General features: G+C 71.1%; 13 protein-coding genes. 4 read left to right on the top strand and 9 right to left on the bottom strand.

Annotated elements, in window-relative coordinates:
• From AB0H88_RS50135 to AB0H88_RS50115, 5 genes are read right to left on the bottom strand one after another with little or no spacing between them, the layout of a single operon-like run.
• Positions 1 to 2,682, bottom strand: a complete 2,682-nt coding sequence (locus tag AB0H88_RS50135) for a sugar-binding protein (RefSeq protein WP_357656980.1) — start codon at positions 2,680 to 2,682, stop codon at positions 1 to 3.
• 16 nt (positions 2,683 to 2,698) lie between these two features.
• Complete coding sequence (locus tag AB0H88_RS50130; RefSeq protein WP_357656978.1) at positions 2,699 to 3,526, bottom strand: carbohydrate ABC transporter permease; 828 nt, start codon at positions 3,524 to 3,526, stop codon at positions 2,699 to 2,701.
• Entirely contained in the window at positions 3,523 to 4,407 is an 885-nt protein-coding gene (locus AB0H88_RS50125; RefSeq protein ID WP_357656976.1) for a sugar ABC transporter permease, read from the bottom strand. Before AB0H88_RS50125 ends, AB0H88_RS50130 begins: the two co-directional genes overlap by 4 nt.
• The gene (locus tag AB0H88_RS50120) at positions 4,404 to 5,774 is read right to left on the bottom strand and encodes an extracellular solute-binding protein (RefSeq protein WP_357656974.1); all 1,371 of its coding nucleotides are present in this window, start codon (positions 5,772 to 5,774) and stop codon (positions 4,404 to 4,406) included. The genes AB0H88_RS50125 and AB0H88_RS50120 overlap by 4 nt, the downstream gene beginning before the upstream one ends.
• 4 nt (positions 5,775 to 5,778) lie before the next feature.
• Complete coding sequence (locus AB0H88_RS50115) at positions 5,779 to 7,032, bottom strand: PfkB family carbohydrate kinase (RefSeq protein ID WP_357656973.1); 1,254 nt, start codon at positions 7,030 to 7,032, stop codon at positions 5,779 to 5,781.
• A gap of 131 nt (positions 7,033 to 7,163) precedes the next feature.
• Here AB0H88_RS50115 and AB0H88_RS50110 point away from each other — a divergent pair, with 131 nt between their 5' ends.
• Positions 7,164 to 7,922: a DeoR/GlpR family DNA-binding transcription regulator gene (locus AB0H88_RS50110; RefSeq protein ID WP_357656972.1), complete on the top strand. Its 759-nt coding sequence runs from the start codon at positions 7,164 to 7,166 to the stop codon at positions 7,920 to 7,922.
• Between the two features lie 55 nt (positions 7,923 to 7,977).
• The gene (locus AB0H88_RS50105; RefSeq protein ID WP_357656970.1) at positions 7,978 to 9,318 is read left to right on the top strand and encodes a 6-phospho-beta-glucosidase; all 1,341 of its coding nucleotides are present in this window, start codon (positions 7,978 to 7,980) and stop codon (positions 9,316 to 9,318) included.
• Between the two features lie 30 nt (positions 9,319 to 9,348).
• On the opposite strand, the gene AB0H88_RS50100 is transcribed toward AB0H88_RS50105, so the two are convergent.
• Together AB0H88_RS50100 and AB0H88_RS50095 are read right to left on the bottom strand one after the other, a co-directional pair.
• Positions 9,349 to 10,290, bottom strand: a complete 942-nt coding sequence (locus AB0H88_RS50100) for a hypothetical protein (protein ID WP_357656967.1) — start codon at positions 10,288 to 10,290, stop codon at positions 9,349 to 9,351.
• Between the two features lie 78 nt (positions 10,291 to 10,368).
• Positions 10,369 to 10,863, bottom strand: coding sequence for an anthrone oxygenase family protein (locus AB0H88_RS50095; RefSeq protein WP_357656966.1), 495 nt, complete (start codon positions 10,861 to 10,863; stop codon positions 10,369 to 10,371).
• A 148-nt stretch (positions 10,864 to 11,011) separates the two neighbouring features.
• On the opposite strand from AB0H88_RS50095, the gene AB0H88_RS50090 reads away from it, so the two are divergent.
• Positions 11,012 to 12,259, top strand: coding sequence for a hypothetical protein (locus tag AB0H88_RS50090; protein ID WP_357656964.1), 1,248 nt, complete (start codon positions 11,012 to 11,014; stop codon positions 12,257 to 12,259).
• A 115-nt stretch (positions 12,260 to 12,374) separates the two neighbouring features.
• A complete protein-coding gene (locus AB0H88_RS50085) occupies positions 12,375 to 13,514 on the top strand; it encodes a hypothetical protein (RefSeq protein ID WP_357656962.1) in 1,140 nt (379 codons plus the stop codon).
• On the opposite strand, the gene AB0H88_RS50080 is transcribed toward AB0H88_RS50085, so the two are convergent.
• Both AB0H88_RS50080 and AB0H88_RS50075 read right to left on the bottom strand, forming a co-directional pair.
• On the bottom strand, positions 13,511 to 13,927 hold the full coding sequence (locus tag AB0H88_RS50080; RefSeq protein ID WP_357656959.1) for a MerR family transcriptional regulator: 417 nt from the start codon (positions 13,925 to 13,927) through the stop codon (positions 13,511 to 13,513). The two genes, AB0H88_RS50085 and AB0H88_RS50080, sit on opposite strands and share 4 nt — an antisense overlap.
• Before the next feature lie 371 nt (positions 13,928 to 14,298).
• The gene (locus AB0H88_RS50075) at positions 14,299 to 17,445 is read right to left on the bottom strand and encodes a BTAD domain-containing putative transcriptional regulator (protein WP_357656957.1); all 3,147 of its coding nucleotides are present in this window, start codon (positions 17,443 to 17,445) and stop codon (positions 14,299 to 14,301) included.
• Positions 17,446 to 17,463 lie beyond the last annotated feature (18 nt).

Below are 17,463 nucleotides of genomic sequence, written 5' to 3'. Positions count from 1 at the left end.
TCAGCGCACGCGGACCTGGGAGGCCAGTGTGCCGCCGCCGGTGGCCTGCCATCCCGCCACCACCGTCGGGTGGGCGACCGTGGCGCGGGTCAGGGGGACGGTCACGGTCGTGGTGCCCTTACCGGAGACGGTGACGACGCGGCTGCCGGCCGTGCCCTGGTCGTCGCGGACGAACAGGTGCGCCTTGCCGGCGGCGTTGGCGCGCAGCGTCACCTTCACGGCGTTCCGGCCGCTCGTGGCGGAGATCACCCGGCCGCTCTCCGACTCCTTCGCCGCGGGACCGCCGGCGAGCGGGAGGTGGACGCGGACCGCCTGCTCCAGCGACTGCGGCGAGTCCAGGCTGGACAGGCCGGTGTCGGGGATCACCGGGTCGGGCGGGGTGGTCGGCCGATCGGCCGGCGGCTGGTAGCCCGGCAGCGTCGCGACGCCCCACCGGTACGGGTCACCCTGGACGCCACCCCAGGTCGACCAGCCGATCCGGGTCTGACCGGTCTTGTCCTGGGTGTCGGAGTCGTACACCAGGATGTCGAGCCCGAGATGCGCGGGATCGATCGCGCCCGGCAGGGTCTCCATCGGGATGGCCATCTCCACGTCGTACGCCCCGGCGGCGACCTTCGAGGCCACTCGCATGCCGGTGGCGGGGCCCTGATGGTTGTCGGCGTCGCGCAGCGCGCAGGGCGGGCCTTCGGCCGTCACCGGCAGCACGGCCGCCTTGAACGTCGTGGAGGTGTTCTCCGACGTGCCGCGCGGGTCGAGGGTCACCTCCACCGAGTCGGTACGCCAGTGCCGCTTGCAGTCGGAGGCGGGCAGGCGGGTGCCGACGACGTCGTCCTTCACGTGGACCATCAGGAACAGCGTGTCGTCCCGCCAGGTCACCTTGGCCGTGCCGGAGCAGTCCGCCGCCGACGAGCACGCGGTGCCCTCCCACAGGCGGGAGATGTCGAGGGCGGGACCGGCGTACTCACCGTCGCCCTCCACGCCGTCCACGGCCGGCGCCGCCGCGGCCTGCGGGATGGACGTCGCCGGGACCAGTTCGAGCGCGGGCTTGCTCACCGACGATCCGTCCGCGCTGGTGGTGGTGATGGTGTAGGCGTAGTCGCCGCCCTGGTTCGAGGTCTTCAGCGAAGGGTCGGAGTTGGTGACGGTGAACGGCACCGTCGTCGAGGCCCCGGCCGCCAGCCCGCTGTAGGGCGCCTCGGCGTGGTCGGCGGTGAAGCCCGCGGGCAGGTCAAGGCGCACGGTGCCGGACTGGGTGGTGCCGCTCACGTTGGTGACCACGACACCCACCTGGCGAGAGCCGCCGGACGGGAGGGTGAGCACGGGTGTGACCAGGCCGCGCAGCTGCGGCACGCCGAGTTCGGCGGTCCACTTCTCGTACTGGGCGACCTGGGGGAGCGACTGCTGCCCACCTCGTACGGCCGGGCTGACCTCGACCTGCCGGTCGGTGTAGCCGCGTCCGCGTTCGGTGGTCAGCGTGGCCGCGAGGCGAGCCCGATCGCCGGCGCTCGCGCCCTGAGGTGGTGTCACCGTGAACGTCGCGGATCCCGTACGTCCCTGGGCGATCCGGCCGAGGTCGCCGGAGCCGCTGACCTGCCAGCCCTCGGGGGCCTTCAGCGCCGCCGCCGATCGGCCCAGCGGTTCGCCGGACGGGGCGGTCGCGGTGACCTTGACGGTGAAGGCCGTTCGCGGGCGGACGTCGAACGTACTGGGCCGCAGGTCGAGCAGGGTGCCGAGCGGCACGGTGCCGGCCGCGCGGGTCAGCGCCCCGTCGAGGATCGCGGTGGGCGCGGCCGCCGCCGCGCTGCCCGGCTCGGGGAAGGGCACCCGCGAGTCCACCTGGGTGAAGAAGTCGCAGCCCAGCTGGGCCGGGTCGGACGGCACGTCGGGGAAGACGGCCCAGCCCTGGGAGGCGTACGAGCGCTGGGCCTCGCGCTCGATGGTGGCCCAGGTCTTGCCGCCCTGGCTCTGGGAGGGGCGTCCGCTCCACACGCCGTACACGTTCTGCGCCGGGTTCGTGGGACGGAACGTCGCGGCGCAGGCCGGGCCGACCTGGGAGGTGCCGCGCCCGCCGCCGAGGAACAGCCGGGCGGGCGCGAAGGGCCGCAGCCCCTCACGGGTGAGCTGCTCGGGGAAGGCCTTTGGGTCGGCCGCCGCGTAGAACGCCTCGACGGCCAGCCGCGCGGCCTGCTGGTGGTTCCCGTGGTTGCCGGGGGAGGGGGCCGGGTCCATGGTCAGCAGGACCTCGGGCCGGGTCTGGCGGACGACCCGTACGACCTTCTCCAGGGTGTCGTCCCCCCAGATCTGGTCGGTCAGCGGTGCACTGACCGTGTAGTAGAAGTCGACGTCGTCGAGGTTGAACACCTCTCGAACACCGGCGCGGCCGACCGCGGTCCGCTCCTCGGCCTCCCGCAGCAGGCCCAGGGCCGGGCCTTCCTCCGGTCCGACGGCGTTGCCGCCGCCCTCGCCCCGGGTGACGGTGACGACGCCGGCGCGGATCCGGTGGTCCTCGTTCCACTGGCCGAGCGTGGACAGGCTGAACGCCTCGTCGTCGGGATGGGCGCCGACGAACAGCGCGTCGAGGTCGATGGGTGGAGCGGGAGCATGCTCGGCCAGCGCGGGCACCGCCGGCACGAAGACCAGCGCGGCGGCCACCGCCACCAGCACGTGAAGCGACCTCTTCAAGGGAACCTCCGGGGGGTTATTCGCGGACCGCCCCCTGGAGCAGCCCGCGGACGAAGTGACGCTGGAGGAACAGGTAGAAGATCACGACCGGCGTCGCGACGATGACCGACCCGGCGGCGAGGAGGGTGAAGCCGGAGGTGTACTGGCCCTGGAAGAAGGCCAGCCCCAGCGGCGCGGTGCGCAGCGACTCGCTGGTCACCATGATCAACGGGATGAGGAACTCGTTCCACGTCCACATGAAGACCAGGACGGTCAGGGTGACGACGGCGGGGCGGGCCGGGGGCACCAGCACCTGCCACAGGATGCGCCAGGTCGAGGCGCCGTCGATGCGGGCGGCCTCGACGATCGCCCGGCTGCTGGCGCGGAAGTACGCCCGCATCCAGAACGTGCCGAACGCCACGGACAAGGCGACCTGCGGCAGCGCGACCGACCAGAAGGTGTCGATGAGGCCGAGCGAGCGCAGATCGAAGTAGAGCGGGACCGCGATGGCCTCGCTCGGCATCATGATCCCGAGCATGAACAGGTAGAACAGCACCGACTGGCCGCGGAAGCGCATGGTGCCGAAGGCGTACCCGCTCATGATGGACAGCACGACGCTGACGACCACGACGAACGCCGACACCATCAGGCTGGTACGCAGATAGGTGCCGAACCGCCCGATCTCCCACGCCGCCGAGAAGTTGCCCAGGTGCAGCCCCGCCACGCTGAGCCCCTGCCCGGTGGCGTCGGCGCTGTCATCGGGGCCGAGAGCGGCGAAAAGGATCGACAGAATGGGGAAGAGCGCGAACGCGGCGAACGCCGACAGGATGACGTAGTTGGCCAGCCGCTCCCCGCGCGAGATCACGAGGCCCCCCTGTCCGCGAAGCGATTGATCATGAACGAGATCGCGAAGATGACGACCGTCAGGGTGACCCCGATCGCCGCCGCCGAGCCGATCTGGCTGAGCCCGAAGGCCCGGTGGTAGACCTCGTACGACGGCACCGACGTGGAGTTGCCGGGACCGCCGCGCGTGGTGATGTAGACCAGGTCGAAGGTCCGCAGCGCGGCGATCACGGTCAGCGTCAGCGCGACCGCGATCTCCCCGCGCACCGAGGGCAGCGTCACCGCGAAGAACTCCTTGAGCGCCCCGGCCCCGTCGAGTCGCGCCGCCTCGTACAGCTCCGGCGGAATGCGGCTCATCCCGGCCAGCAGCAGCACGGTCACCAGGCCGGTCTCGAACCACGTGCCGACCACGCCGACCGCCGGCAGCGCGAAGGTGTAGTCGCCCAGCCACCCCCTGGTGAGGGAGTCGAGCCCGAGCGCGCCGAGCAGGCCGTTGAGGGTGCCGTCCGGGGCGTACACGCGCCGCCAGGCGACGGCCACCACGACCATGGCGACCACCTGCGGCAGGAACACCACCGTCCGGAAGAACCCGAGCCCGCGCACCTTGGCGTGGTTGAGTATCGCGGCCAGCATCAACCCGATGGCCAGCGGCGCGAGAGCGTAGAACGCGACGAGGACCAGGGCGTGGACGAAGGCGTCGCGCAGCCCCTCGTCCGCGACGATCGCCGCGTAGTTGGACAGACCCGCCCACGTGCCGACGGACAGCCCGTCCCAGTCGTACAGCGACAGCTGCACCGCCCGGCCGATCGGATAGAGCAGGAACGCCGCGTAGATGACGAACGCCGGAAGGATGTAGAGGTAGGCGACGCGTCTGGGCTCGCCCGGAGGTCGGGCCACGCTCACCCGTTGCTCTCCGCGAAGGCCTTGTAGTCCTTCTCCAGCGTGGCCAGGAACTCCTGCGGGGTCGCCTTCTTGGCCAGCAGGTCCTGCAGCGCCGCGCCCAGCGTGTCGGCGAAGGTCGGCGTCGCGTAGTCGAGGTAGGGCACCAGGCCGTCGTTCTTGGTCGCGGTGCCGAACGCCTTGAAGACGTCCTGCTGCGCGCCCGCCGGCACGCTCTGCTGGTCGGTGTCGGCGACCGGCAGGTTGCCGGTGGTGGTGAGCACCTTCATGGCGTCGGCGTTGGTGATGAAGTCGATGTACGCGGCCGCCGCGTCGGGGTTGGGGCTCTTGGCGGTGATGGCGAACGGCAGGCCCGTGCCGCCGGTCGCGACGGGCGGCGCGTCGGGCGTGGCGCCGGGCGGCAGGATGAAGCCGAGGTTCTTGCCCAGGACCTTCTCCATGTCGGCCATCAGCCAGGTGCCGCCGATCAGGAAGACGCCCTGGCCCTTGCTGAACGCCTGCCAGGCCGGGTCGTAGCCCTGGCCGTTGAAGCCCTTGTTGAAGTAGCCCTTGTCGACCCAGTCGACGAGCTGCTGGGCGGCCTTGGTGTTCTCGGGGGTGTTCCACGAGGCGCCCTTGCGGCCGAAGGCCAGCGTGCCGATCTGGGCGGCCGGGACATTACGGCCCTGCACGGTGCCGAACACGTGAATGGCCGGCCACTTGTCGAGGTTGCCCAGCTGCATGGGCACCTCGCCGGCGCCCTTGGCCTTGGCCAGCGCGGCCTGGAACTCCTCCCAGGTCTTCGGCGGCTGCAAGCCCAGGCTGGTCAGCTTGGCGGCGTTGTAGTAGATGCCGACGACCTCGCCGACCTGCGGCAGGCCGTACAGGTTGCCCTCGCCGAACACCTTGCCGTCGGCGCTGTAGCTCGAATAGCGCAGGACCGAGTCCGGATAGCGCTTCTTCCAGCCGTACGCCTCGGCGTAGGCGTTCAGCGGGCGGAGCTGGCCGGCCTTCACGAACGCGCCCATCGAGGACCGGCCGTTGTTGGCCTCCACCACGTCCGGCGGTTCGTTGCCGCTCAGCGCCAGGCGCAGGGTGGTGTTGAGGTCGTCGAAGGAGCGGGAGACCCGCTTGAGCTTGATGTTGGGGTATTTCGCCTCGAACGCGGCGTTGAGCTGCTTCATCTGAGCGGCCTGCCCCCCGCGTACCTCCTGGTCCCAGATGGTGAGCGTCACGTTGCCGAGGGCCGCGGCGTCGGTGCGGACCGCGCTGGGCGCTGCCGACGAGGCGGCCGGCGGTGGAGCCGAGGAGCCGGGCGCGCACGCGGTCGCGGCGAGGGCCACGGCGGTGGCGGCGAGTACGGCACGCCTGCGAGGCGTCGGGGGGATCATGGTGTTACTCCTTTTGCGCAGGCACGCGGTGCGTGTTCGGGTCCTCAGGCTCGTCGGGTGGACCGTCGGCCGTGGTGCCCTCAGGCCCGCCGGACGCCTCGGCGGCGGTCCTGGCCGATGGCTTACCCGGCATCCCGAGCGCCATCCCCACGTCGGCCTGCCGGGCGATGGTGGCGGCGGCCCGGCGTACCGCGCCGACCGGGTCGGTGGGCACCAGCTTGTCGAGGAAGCCGTAGCGGCGGGCCAGCGAGTCGCCATAGGCGCCGCTGTGGCCGGCCGCCGCTCGCACCTCGTGCCACCAGTCGGCGATGTCCCCCCAGCCGGGCGCGGCCAGTGAGCCGCCGAACTGCTGTACGGCCAGCGCCGAGCAGACCCCGGCGAACGCCAGCCGATCGGCCAGCGGCCAGCCGCACAGGGTGCCGAGCACGAGGCCCGCGCCGAAGACGTCCCCCGCGCCGGTCGGGTCCAGCGCGGTCACCCGCGGAGCCGGGACGAACGCCTCCTCACCCGTCAGGGAGTCGATGGCCATGGCGCCGTTCGCCCCGTCGGTGACCACGGCGAGGGGGACCCGGTCGGCGATCGCGTACAGCGCGTCACGCGGGCTGTCGGTGCCGGTGTAGGCCATGGCCTCGACGGCGTTGGGCATGAACGCGTGACAGACCGCGAGCTGCTCCAGCAGGGCGGCCGACCAGGTGCCGGACGGATCCCAGCCCACGTCGGCGAAGATGAGGGCGCCGTCGAGCTGCGCCTTCTCGGCCCAGTTGCACTGGCCGGGCATGCCGAGCGGCTCCTCGGCGGACAACGTCACGATCGCCGCCCTGGAGCGGGGCGGGGCGCCGATCATGTCCGAGGCGGCCATGGGAGCGGCGTGGCCGTGGGTCACCATGCTGCGGTCGCGGTCGACGGCCATGGAGACCGTCACCGGCGAGTGCCAGTTCTCGAAGCGCCGGGACCTGGACAGGTCGACCGACTCCTGCTCCGCGAGCGTACGCCAGCAGAAGTCGGCGTAGTCGTCGTCCCCGAACGCGGCGGCCAGCGAGGTGCGCAGGCCCAACCGGCTGGTCGCGATGGCCAGGTTGGCGATGCCGCCCGGGCACGAGCCCATGCCGTCGGCCCAGATCTCCGTACCGGCCGCGGGCATCGCGGGCAGCCCGGTGAACACGATGTCGAGGAAGACCGTGCCCGCTAAGAAGACGTCGAACTGCGGCCCCTCCGGGGTTCGCTGATCGGCTAGAGGGTCGTACGCCTGGGCAGACACAGAACAAGTCCTCCTCGACAGAGCGAGATGTGCGCAATCTTGCATGTTTGCTCGCGTACTTCAAGTGTTTCACGCGAGGTTTTGGTCAAAGATGCTCGCTCATGCGCAGATATGACTGATACGCTTCTCCCGTGCTTCAGCGCCTCAGGCATGCCGAGATCATGCGCCGGGTCCGCCTCTCAGGCGCCACCAGCGTGAGCGATCTGGCCAGCCAGCTCGGCGTGAGCCCATCGACCATCCGCCGCGACCTTGAGGTGCTCGACCGCGACGGCACACTGCGGCGCGTGCGCGGCGGCGCTCTGGCCGAGGTCGACGCCGACGCCGACCGGCCCTTCGCCGAGGTGGCGGTGGTCGATGAGCAGGACAAAGAGGCGGTGGCCGGCCGCGCCGCGCAGCTCGTCCGCGACGGCGACGTGGTCCTGCTCGACATCGGGACGACGACCATGCGGCTGGCCCGCCGGCTGCGTGGCCGCCGCGTCACCGTGGTCACCTCCAGCCTCGCCGTTCTCGACGTGCTCCGCGCCGACCCGGCGGTCGAGCTGCTGCTGCTCGGCGGCATGGTCCGCCGGACATACCACTCGCTGGTCGGCGTGCTGACCGAGGAGGCGCTGCGCCAGGTGTGCGCCGACCGCGTCTTCCTGGGCGTGAGCGGCGTCCGGCCGGACGGGCAGCTCGTCGACACCACGCTCGCCGAGGTGCCGCTGAAGCGCGCCATGATCGCGGCGGCGGGCCAGGTGGTGTTACTCGTGGACCGGCACAAGTTCCCCGGCACGGGCGCCCTGCGGGTGTGCGGCCCGGAGGACGTCGACGTGCTGGTCACGAACGCGGGCGCCGACGAGACGACGCTGCGCAACTGCGCGGCCGCGGGCGCCGAGGTGCAGGTCGTGTGACAGCTTCGGCGATGACAGCGGCGCCGATGGCAGCGGTGGCGATGAAGGGGTGGCGATGAGACTGACCGTCCTCGGCGGTGGCGGCTTCCGGGTCCCGCTGGTCTACGGCGCGTTGCTGCGCGACACCGCGAAGCCGCGCGTGGAGCAGGTGATGCTGTACGACGTGTCGGCCGACCGCCTGGCGGCCATCCGGCACGTGCTCCAGCAGCTCGCCGCCGGGCACGACGACCCGCCCGAGGTGCTGACCACCACGGACCTGGACACCGCGCTGCGCGATGCCACCTTCGTCTTCTCGGCGATGCGCGTCGGCGGGCTGGCGGGCCGCACCGCGGATGAGCGGGTGGCCCTGGAGCTGGGCCTGCTCGGCCAGGAGACGACCGGGCCCGGCGGCATCGCCTACGGCCTGCGCACGATTCCGGTCGCCGTACGGGTGGCCGAGCGGGTGGCCGCCCTCGCGCCCCAGGCGTGGGTGATCAACTTCACCAACCCGGCCGGCATGATCACCGAGGCCATGCGGAGCGTGCTCGGCGACCGGGTGATCGGCATCTGCGACTCGCCGATCGGGCTGGTCCGCCGGGCCGCCGCCGCCCTCGGGCTCGACCCGGCCCGCGTGTCGCCCGACTATGTGGGGCTGAACCACCTCGGCTGGCTGCGCGGGCTCACCTACCAGGGCCGTGATGTGCTGCCCGGCCTGCTCGCCGACGACGCGGCGCTGCGGCAGGTCGAGGAGGCCCGGATCTTCGGCGGCGAGTGGGTGCGGACCCTGGGAGCGCTGCCCAACGAGTATCTGTACTACTACTACTTCACCCGCGAGTCCGTCGCCGCCATGTCCGGGCAGACCCGTGGCGAGTCCCTGCTCGGGCAGCAGGATCGGTTCTACGCGGCCGTACGCGCACAGCCCGAGCAGGCTCTGGCCGAGTGGGGCAGGGCGCGCAAGGAGCGCGACGAGTCGTACATGGCCGATACGCGGGAGATCACCGACGCCGGCGAGCGCGACGCCGTCGACCTGGAGGCGGGCGGCTACGAAGGCATCGCCCTCGCCCTGGTGGGCGCCATCGCCCGTGGCGAGCCGTCCACCATGATCCTTAATGTCCGCAATGGCGGGGCGGTGTCCGGCCTGCCCGCGGAGGCGGTTGTCGAGATCCCCTGCGCGGTGGACGGCTCCGGGGTCCGGCCGCTGGCCACCCGCCCGCTGCCCGGCCGCTTCCTCGGGCTGGTGCAGCAGGTGAAGGCGGTCGAGCAGACGACCATCGAGGCCGCGCTGTCGGGCTCGTCCCGCCTGGCCGTCGAGGCGTTCGCCCTGCACCCTCTGGTCGACTCGGTCGGCACGGCGCGCGACCTGCTCGACGGTTACCGGGCCCGGATCCCGGAGCTGGCCGCCGTCTTTCAGTCGTAGCACTGGCCCGTCCATCAGTCAGTCGTGCAGTCAGTCTTGGTGGTCGTCGGGCACGTCTCTGAGCGCGCGGAGCGTGGGCAGGAGCGCGGTCAGGACACGGGCGTAGGCGGTGAGCAGATGGGGCAGCTCATCCGCCTGCTTCCACAGGGAGTCGACGAGGTCGCTCTCCTCAGACGGGCGCGCACCGTCCCATTCATCGGACAGCTCCCACGCACGTTCCTTGGCCGCTACGGCGATCTCCACGGCCTCGGCGGCGAAGCGGACGTTGTCCACCATGGGCGGCGCGACACCGGCCGCGGTCAGGGACTGGACGAGGTCGTCGGTCTCCGGCAGGAGCGGCATCCGGTGCTTGCGCCACATCTCACCCCACAGGCGCTGCCGCCGCCCCTCCGGAGTCCCGTCCTCGACGAGCAGCGGATTTCCCTCGGGGTCGCGCTGGAGGACCAGTCCGAGCTCCGCCGCGAACGCCTTGCCGCCGACCGGGATGCCCTCCGGCGTCCAGCACTGATCCATGCTGCCGGCGAGCTCGGCCAGTTGGCGGTCGGCTTCGGGGATGGGGGGCAGGCAGGCGAGTTCGGCCTGGCACATGCACGAGCTCGGATCGCCGGCCGCCGCGCGTACCCGGGTCAGCGGAACGCCGGTGAGCAGCGCCATCACCGCGCAGACCGCGAGGTCGACCCACCAGGCGATGAACTTCTGGGCGGCCTCCTCGTGCTCGTCGACCATGCTCTCGGCGAGGAGCACCCGCTGGACGATGAGCGACACCAGCGGCTCGAGTCTGAGCCCGCCGACCAGCCGGCCGGACGTGCAGTCATGCTCTCGCACTCGTTCGGCGAGGGTATAGGAGTCGCGGTAGTGCTTTTCCGCGGTGGCGTGGTCGGCCACGGCATGCTCGGCGATCTCGGCCACGTCCTCAAGAAGCCGATCGATCGACTCGTCGGTCAACGGCCGCCGGGCGGGGGAGGAGTACACGGTGGGGGCCTCCTGGCAACTGGCTGTTGCCGGAAGATTACTCTCGCGTACCACCGCTCAGGGTGGATTCCGCTTCGATCAGCTCGACTTGCCGTGCACGACGAGCGCCCAGGCCAGCAGGCCGAAGGCGGTCGTGGAGGCGAGGACGCGGACGATGTTCCAGCTCGCCCACCGGGCCTCGTCGAACCGCGCGCGGACCGCGGCGAGGTCGGCGATGGAGTCGGGGTCGCCGGCCGCCTTGAGCGCGTCGTTGAGCGGCACGTTGATCGCGATCGTGATGACGAACGTGACGATGTAGAGGACGAGCGCGACCACGACCCACGGCAGCTCGGGCCGCCCGATGTGGGTGGCGGTGGCGAGGATGGTGAAGATCAGGGCGCCCACGAAGCCGCCGCCCATGAACCACGGGTTGATGATGGCCCGGTCCATGGACTGGAACGCGCCGATGAAGGTGCGGTCGTCGGTTTTGGCGAGGCCGGGCATGACGGTGTGCGCGTAAAGGCCGAAGACGCCGGCCACCAGCCCCATCGTCATCGTGGCGGCCATCAGGGAGACGATCCGCAACACGTCCATGGTCGCGCTCCTGGGGAGACGGGGGGTTATGGCTTGTCGAGGATAGCAAGCGGCCTCTGTCGCGCCCCTTTCGCGCGGCTGTCGTGAACCGCTGCCCGGGGGCGGCCTCGAATCTCCGGGAGCTGCGCCCCGCGATACCCTCGAGATCGTGACGTTGTTCGGCATTCGTCCAGAGCAGGGCGTACGACTCACCAATATCTTCGCCACGCCCTGGCACGTGACAGACGGCGCGGAGGCGGCGCCGGCGGGCGAGCGGCCACGGCTCGGGCGGCCGGAAACCTACTTCACCGGCTCGGCGACTCCTCAGGTCCTGCACAAGCTGGCTCTCGACCACCACAAGGTCGAGTTCGAGAGCTGGGACCGGCCGCTCGCCAGTGCCCGGTTGTGGCTGTTCGCGGTGCCGTCCACGCAGATCGTGGCCGTGCTGACCCTGGACGTTGAGGACGAGCTGGCCGACACGGTCGATCTGCTGGAGGACTGCTTCTACGCCGACCTCAAGATCGACGGCCGCTCGCTGGAGGAGGTGGCCGCGGAGCTGGCGGGCGGCACCGGCGGGTTCTTCCCCGAACGCCACCAGCTCGCCTTCAGCTCCCATCTCCCGCCCGAAACGTCCGACGACCTGGTCCAGCGGGTGATCTACCGTGGCGATCTCCCGGAGCGCGAAGAGTTCGGCACGATCACGTACCCGAGCGAGCTGAACAGGCGCCCGGAGACGACCGCCGCCGTGGGCCCGTACGTCAGCGTGCTCTGCGGCCAGCCGAAGTACGTGGAGGACGGCATCTTCCTCTCGGCCGTGCAGGGCGTGGCGAGCGCGGCGCGGCTGCGCGAGATCCGCTCGGTGGCCTACCAGGCGGTGGAGGCGTTCCGTGGCCGCGACCGGGGCCGGCAGGACACGCGGGAGCGGCGCCGGAGCCTGGAGTCACTGACCGACCAGCTCGGCGACCTGGAGCTGGACCTCAGCTACAGCGTCGAGGCGACGGCGGACCTCGGGATGATGGTGCCGTCGTTGCGGGTGGCGGGCTACCACGACGCCCTGTACGGGACGATGGGGCTGGTGGGCAAGGCGGAGAACGTGGCGCGCATGCTCGAACGGCTCGCCCGGGCGATCAGGGCCGAGCTGACCTCGATCGAGAGCCTGGAACGGCGGGCGGACGAGGACCGGCGGCTGCGGTGGACGGTGGCGGTCGGGTTCGTGTCTACGGTGGCGATACCGGTGACCTTGGTGCTCACCTTCTTCGGGGTGAACGCCCGTGAGGTGGATGTGCGGGTGTCGATGTTCGCCGGGCAGTACTGGGGGATCTACGGCTTGACGGTGGCCGTGGTGGCGGTCGGGGTGGGGCTGCTGCTCGGCCTGTACCTGCGGCAACGCCACGAAATGCGCCGAGAACGCCGCTGAACGGTCATTACTGGACCGCACCTCTGCCAAATAGCATACCCGTGGCCTCCGAACAGCGCAAATATCAGCCGAATGGCACATGGGCCGCGTCGACCCCGGCCAGCAGGCTGGTCGCATGGCAACGACAACCCCACGATCCCTGATCTCGGGCTGGCCCGCGTGGTCGGCCTACGCGGCGGCCCTGTGGTCTCTGGGCTACGGTCTGCTCGGCGTGGCCTGGGCGCTCGGCGCGCCAGGCTTCCCTTGGGGCGCTTCCGACCCCGATCCGGACGGGGCGCTGTCCATCCTCGCCGGTGCCACCCCACGTCCCGGCGGCTGGTGGATCGCCGCGTTCGGCGTGCTCGGCGCGATCCTCGCACTGACGCTGGCCCATACCCGCCGACGCGGGCAGGGCCTGGCCTCCCTCACGCCCCTCCTTCTGGCCTGGCCATCGGCGGCAGTACTGATCGTCGTGATCCCCGACTCCCGCCTCATGATGGGCGTGGCCTACAGCCCGTTGCTGGCCGTCGCGCCGCTCTTCGACCTGAGCCTGGGCGGTACCACCTTGGCCGATGCCTGGCCGTGGCCGGTGGTCAACCAGCTCGTGTGCGTGCTGGGCGGACTGCTGCTGGCCGCCGCCGCGCTCGCCTGTCAGCGGCGTCGCCGTGACGCCTGCCGTACGTGCGGGCGTACCGGCCAGGACGGCTGGACCGCACCCGAGGCGGCGGCTCGGTGGGGGCGCCGGGCCGTCTACATCGCCGCCACGGTGCCGCTGATCTACTGCGCGACCCGGTGGTGCTGGGCGCTCGGTGTCCCGCTGGGGGTGAGCAAGGAGTTTCTCGTCGAGGGCGCGCGCGATGCCCCCGGCATCTGGCTGGCCGGTGCCTATCTGGCCACCTTCGGCGCGGGCGGCGGTGTGCTCACTCTTGGGCTGGCACAGCGCTGGGGTGAGGTGTTCCCGCGCTGGATCCTCGGCCTGCGGGGCAGGCGCGTGCCGCCGCTGCTCGCCATCATCCCGGCGACGCTGGTCGCGATCACCATCACGGTGGCCGGCATGACGTACATCCGCGGGGCGATCGCGGGCCGATTCTCCATGTCGGAGTGGGGCGCCTGGCTGCCGGAGACGTTCTGGCCGGTCTGGGGCGGTGCGCTGGCCGCCGCGGCCCTCGCCTACCACCTACGCCGCCGAGGCCAGTGCCGCTATTGCGGCCAAGGCGCCGGTGATCGGGCCGACCGCCCGTCACCTCAGCCGGTGCAGGAAGGGCCACTCCGCTAATCGTGAGCGGGACGGGTGTAGGCGGGGTGGCGAGCGATGGTGCCAGGTTCGGGTTGCCGCGGCGTCGCGTTGCCGGTCAGAGCCGCAACGAGCCGATCTCGTACGGCGCTCAGCTCGGCGATCCGCTCCTCCAGGGCCGCGACCTTCCTGCTCACCGCTTCCACACTGGGTGGGCAGGCCGGTCCCAGCGAGACCTCGCCATCGTCCAGGCAGGGCAGGAAGCCGCGTACGTCCTGGGCGGTGAAGCCGTTCGACAACAGGAGCTGGATGTTGCGGACCTTGGCCACCGCGCTGCCGTCGTAGTGCCGGTACCCGTTGCCGGCCCGTTCCGGCTCAAGCAGGCCCTGCTGCTCGTAATAGCGCAGGGCCCGGACGGTGACGCCGCTCGCTCGCGCCAGCTCCCCGATCAGCACTGTCGCATTTTATGCCTTATAGGGGGCTGACCAAGTACGAGGGAAAGGGATAGCCATGTCGCCGACCAGGGCGATCACACGGCCCCACGCGTGACGTCGTCGAGCGGGTGATGGCGAGCGTGCTGGCGGCCCGCGCCACGGGGCGGGCCGGTGTTTCATAAGCCCTCGCCTGTGAAACAGCCGCCGGCGGCTGGGGCATCCAGGGGATTGTCTGTTTCATAATGTGATCGCACGGAGACAGGCGATGGACAAGCAGACGGAGACCCACTGGGTGCTGCCGAACTTCGCCGACCTGTGCGCACGTTGCTCTTTTCCTCGTACTTGGCCTGCCTCATACGACAATCGGCTCAAATGCTCCTGCCACCCTGGACTTATACACGTAGCTTTGTCAGACGGTCGGTGGCCTCGTGTGGGGTCAGGTCGGCGCCCCGTTCATAGGCGCTGTCGTAGTCGGTACGGCCGAGCGACTCCGCGAGCATCTCCGAGAGGCAGCGCAGTTCGGTGTCGCCGTGGTCGAAGGCGCCGCGGATGGCCTGACTCAGGCCGAGCGCGGTGGCCGCGCCGGCCGGATCGCCCTCCAGCAACAGTAGCCTGGCCAGGAGTTGAGCAGCCAAGGGGGCATCCATGATCGCCTGCGCCGCCTCGACAGCGCGGGGCATCAGTTCGCGGGCGCGTACGGCGTCGCCAGCGGTGAGGAGGTTGGCTACCCGAGCGAGGAACAGCCGAGGGTCGATGGCCTCCGCCGACTGGGGCAGCTTGCGCAGGAGCGCCTCCATCCGGTCGAGCGCTTGATCGGCGCGTTCGACCTCTCCGGAGCGGCGGTGCAGTTCTGCCTGGACGCCGAGCACCTCGATCTCCAGCGCCGGCTGGCCACGCCGCCAGGCCGCTCGTTCGGCGGTGTCGATGTCGCGCCCCGCGCCGGCCAGGTCGCCGGCGCGCATGCGTTCCGTGGCGAGCCCGAGCCGGGTGGAGACCTCGTCCTGCGAGCCGAGGTCGGTGGCGATCGCGAGGCTATGCTCGTAGGCGGTGATCGCCTGGTCGTGGTCTCCGGCGATGGCGTGGATCTGGGCCAGGCCGTACAGCGCCTTCGCCGTCCACCACCGATCGCCCGTCTCCTCGAACAGGCGCAGTGCCGTGGTCATCGCGGTCGCGGAGCTCTCCCGGTCGCCCTGTTCGCGATGGCGCATGGCTTCGATCATGAAGGTGCAGGCGATCGCCCAGCGGTCCGAGCTGCTGCGCACCCGGGCGATCTCTTGATCGAGCAGCTCGTCCAGCCCGAGTATCGCAGCCATCACCAGCACTATCGTCAGCAGCATCGGATAGCGGCGCAGGGCGCCCGTGCGCGCGCAGTCGCCGATGAGCGCGCGGAGCCGCTCGTGGTCAGTGATCGGCCCGCCCTCGACGCCCACCAGGTGGATCGCGGTGAACGCGGCGCGGGCGTCCGCGGGCAGCGCGTCGCCGAACTCGGTGACCTTGGCGATGTAGGTCTCGGCCCGGGCGTCGTAGCGGAGCATGACCCAGTACCAGTACAGCGGTCCAAGCATCCGGGCCGCGGTCTCGGCGTCGTCTCCGTCGATGGCCGTTTGCAGGGCGTACATCAGGTTGTCGTACTCGGCCTGGAACAGCCGCAGCGACTCCGCCTGCTTGTCCGAGCGCAGCAGCGGCTCGTGTTCGTCGGCCAGGTCCGCGAAGTACCGGGTGAGCCCACGCAGGACGGCGTCGGTCTCTCCTGCGAGTCGGAGCTTCTCCGCCGCGTGTGCCCGGATGGTTTCCAGCATCCGGTAGCCGTCGCCGGCCCGCTCCACGATGGATCTGTCGACCAGGGAGTCCAGGAGGTAGACGACCTCGTCCGCGGGAAGCGTCTCATCCGCGCAGACCGCTTCGATCACAGCGATACCCGTCCGCGCCGGAAATATCGATATCCGGGCGGCCAGTGTGCGCTCTTGTGAGGTGAGGAGATCCCAGCTCCACTCAATGACCGCATGCAGCGTCTGCTGGCGGGGCTGGGCGGTCCGGTTACCGGTGCTGAGCAGCCGGAAGCGGTCATCCAGCCGCCGGGCGATCTGCTCGGCGCTCATGGTCCGCAGGCGTGCCGCGGCCAGTTCCAGGGCGAGCGGCAGCCCGTCCAGCCGGCGCACGATGTCCACGACCGGCCGCGCGGTCGACGCGTCCAGTGGGAAGCCGGGTCGTACGGCTCCCGCCCGGTCGAGGAACAGCCGCACCGCGGCCGATGCGGAGGCATGATCGCGATCCGCGTGCGCCGGGGGGAGGCCGAGGGGTCCGAGGCGGCACAGCGCCTCACCCATGACGTCCAGCGGTTCCCGGCTCGTGGCCAGGATGGTCAGGTCCGGCTGGCGCTCCAGCAACTGCCCGGCGAACTCCGCGACGGCTCCGGAGATCTGTTCGCAGTTGTCCAGAACCAGCACGCCTTCACCACCGGCGAGCAGGTTGACCACCCGCTCCAGTAGCGTGCCGGCCGGCTGGGCTCCGGCGAGGCTGATCGTGCTCAGCACCGCCTCCACCAGCCCGTCGGCCGTGTTCACCGCGGCCAGGGAGACCAGCCAGGCCCGGCCTCGCTGATGGACCCGATGCCGGCTCACGGCCTCCACGGCCAGCCGGGTCTTGCCCACTCCTCCGGGGCCCACGACGGTGACCAGCCGGGAGGACTCCAGCAACCCGGCCAGCAACCTCAGCTCCTCCTGCCTGCCGACGAAGCTGGTCAGCTGGGCGGGCAGACGTCCTGGCACTGCGTGCGACCGAGCCTGTCGCGCCTGGGGGTACTCCCGCTCACCCCGCAGTACGGCGAGGTACGTCTCGCGGAGGTCCTCGGAGGGGTCGACGCCCAGTTCCTCGGCGAGGGTGCCGCGGACCTGGTCGAACACGGCCAGCGCGTCGGACTGGCGGCCTGCCGCGTGCAACGCTCGCATGCGCAATCCGGCCAGCCGTTCGCGCAGCGGGTGACCGGCGGCCATCGCCGCCATATCGGCCAGGATCTCGTCGTGGTGGCCCAGTCGCAGCTCCGCCTCGAAACGGTCTTCCATGGCCGCGACCCGTAGCTCGTCCAGCCGCGCGCCGGCCGTGGCGGCGAAGGGGGTGTCACGCACGTCGGCCAGCGCGTCTCCCCTCCACAGCGCCAGCGCCTCGTCCAGCAGCGAGGCCGCTCGCCGCACGTCACCCGCGGCCAGTTCGCGACCGCCCCGCTTCGCCTTCTCCTCGAACCGACAGGCGTCGACGTCCTCGGCTCGTACGTGCAGGCGGTACCCGCCGGCCGCCCTCTCCACGACCTCGGCCTCGCCCAGAGCTTTGCGCAGCCGATGCACCAGCCCATGCAGTGCGTTGACGGTGCCCCCGCGCGGATGATCCCCCCACAGGCCGTCAACGAGTGCGTCGACCGGCACCATCTCGCCCTCGGCCAGAGCCAGCCGGGCCAGCAGCGCTCGGACCATGACGCCGCCGACCTCGATCGGCGTGCCATCGTCGGCACAGGCCCGGACCGGTCCCAGCAACTCCATCCGCATGCACAAAGGCTATGAGCA

Source organism: Nonomuraea sp. NPDC050680 (assembly GCF_040654555.1).
Classification (GTDB): domain Bacteria; phylum Actinomycetota; class Actinomycetes; order Streptosporangiales; family Streptosporangiaceae; genus Nonomuraea.
Note: the sequence above shows the minus strand (reverse complement) of the source record. Positions and strands in the feature narration are given on the sequence as shown.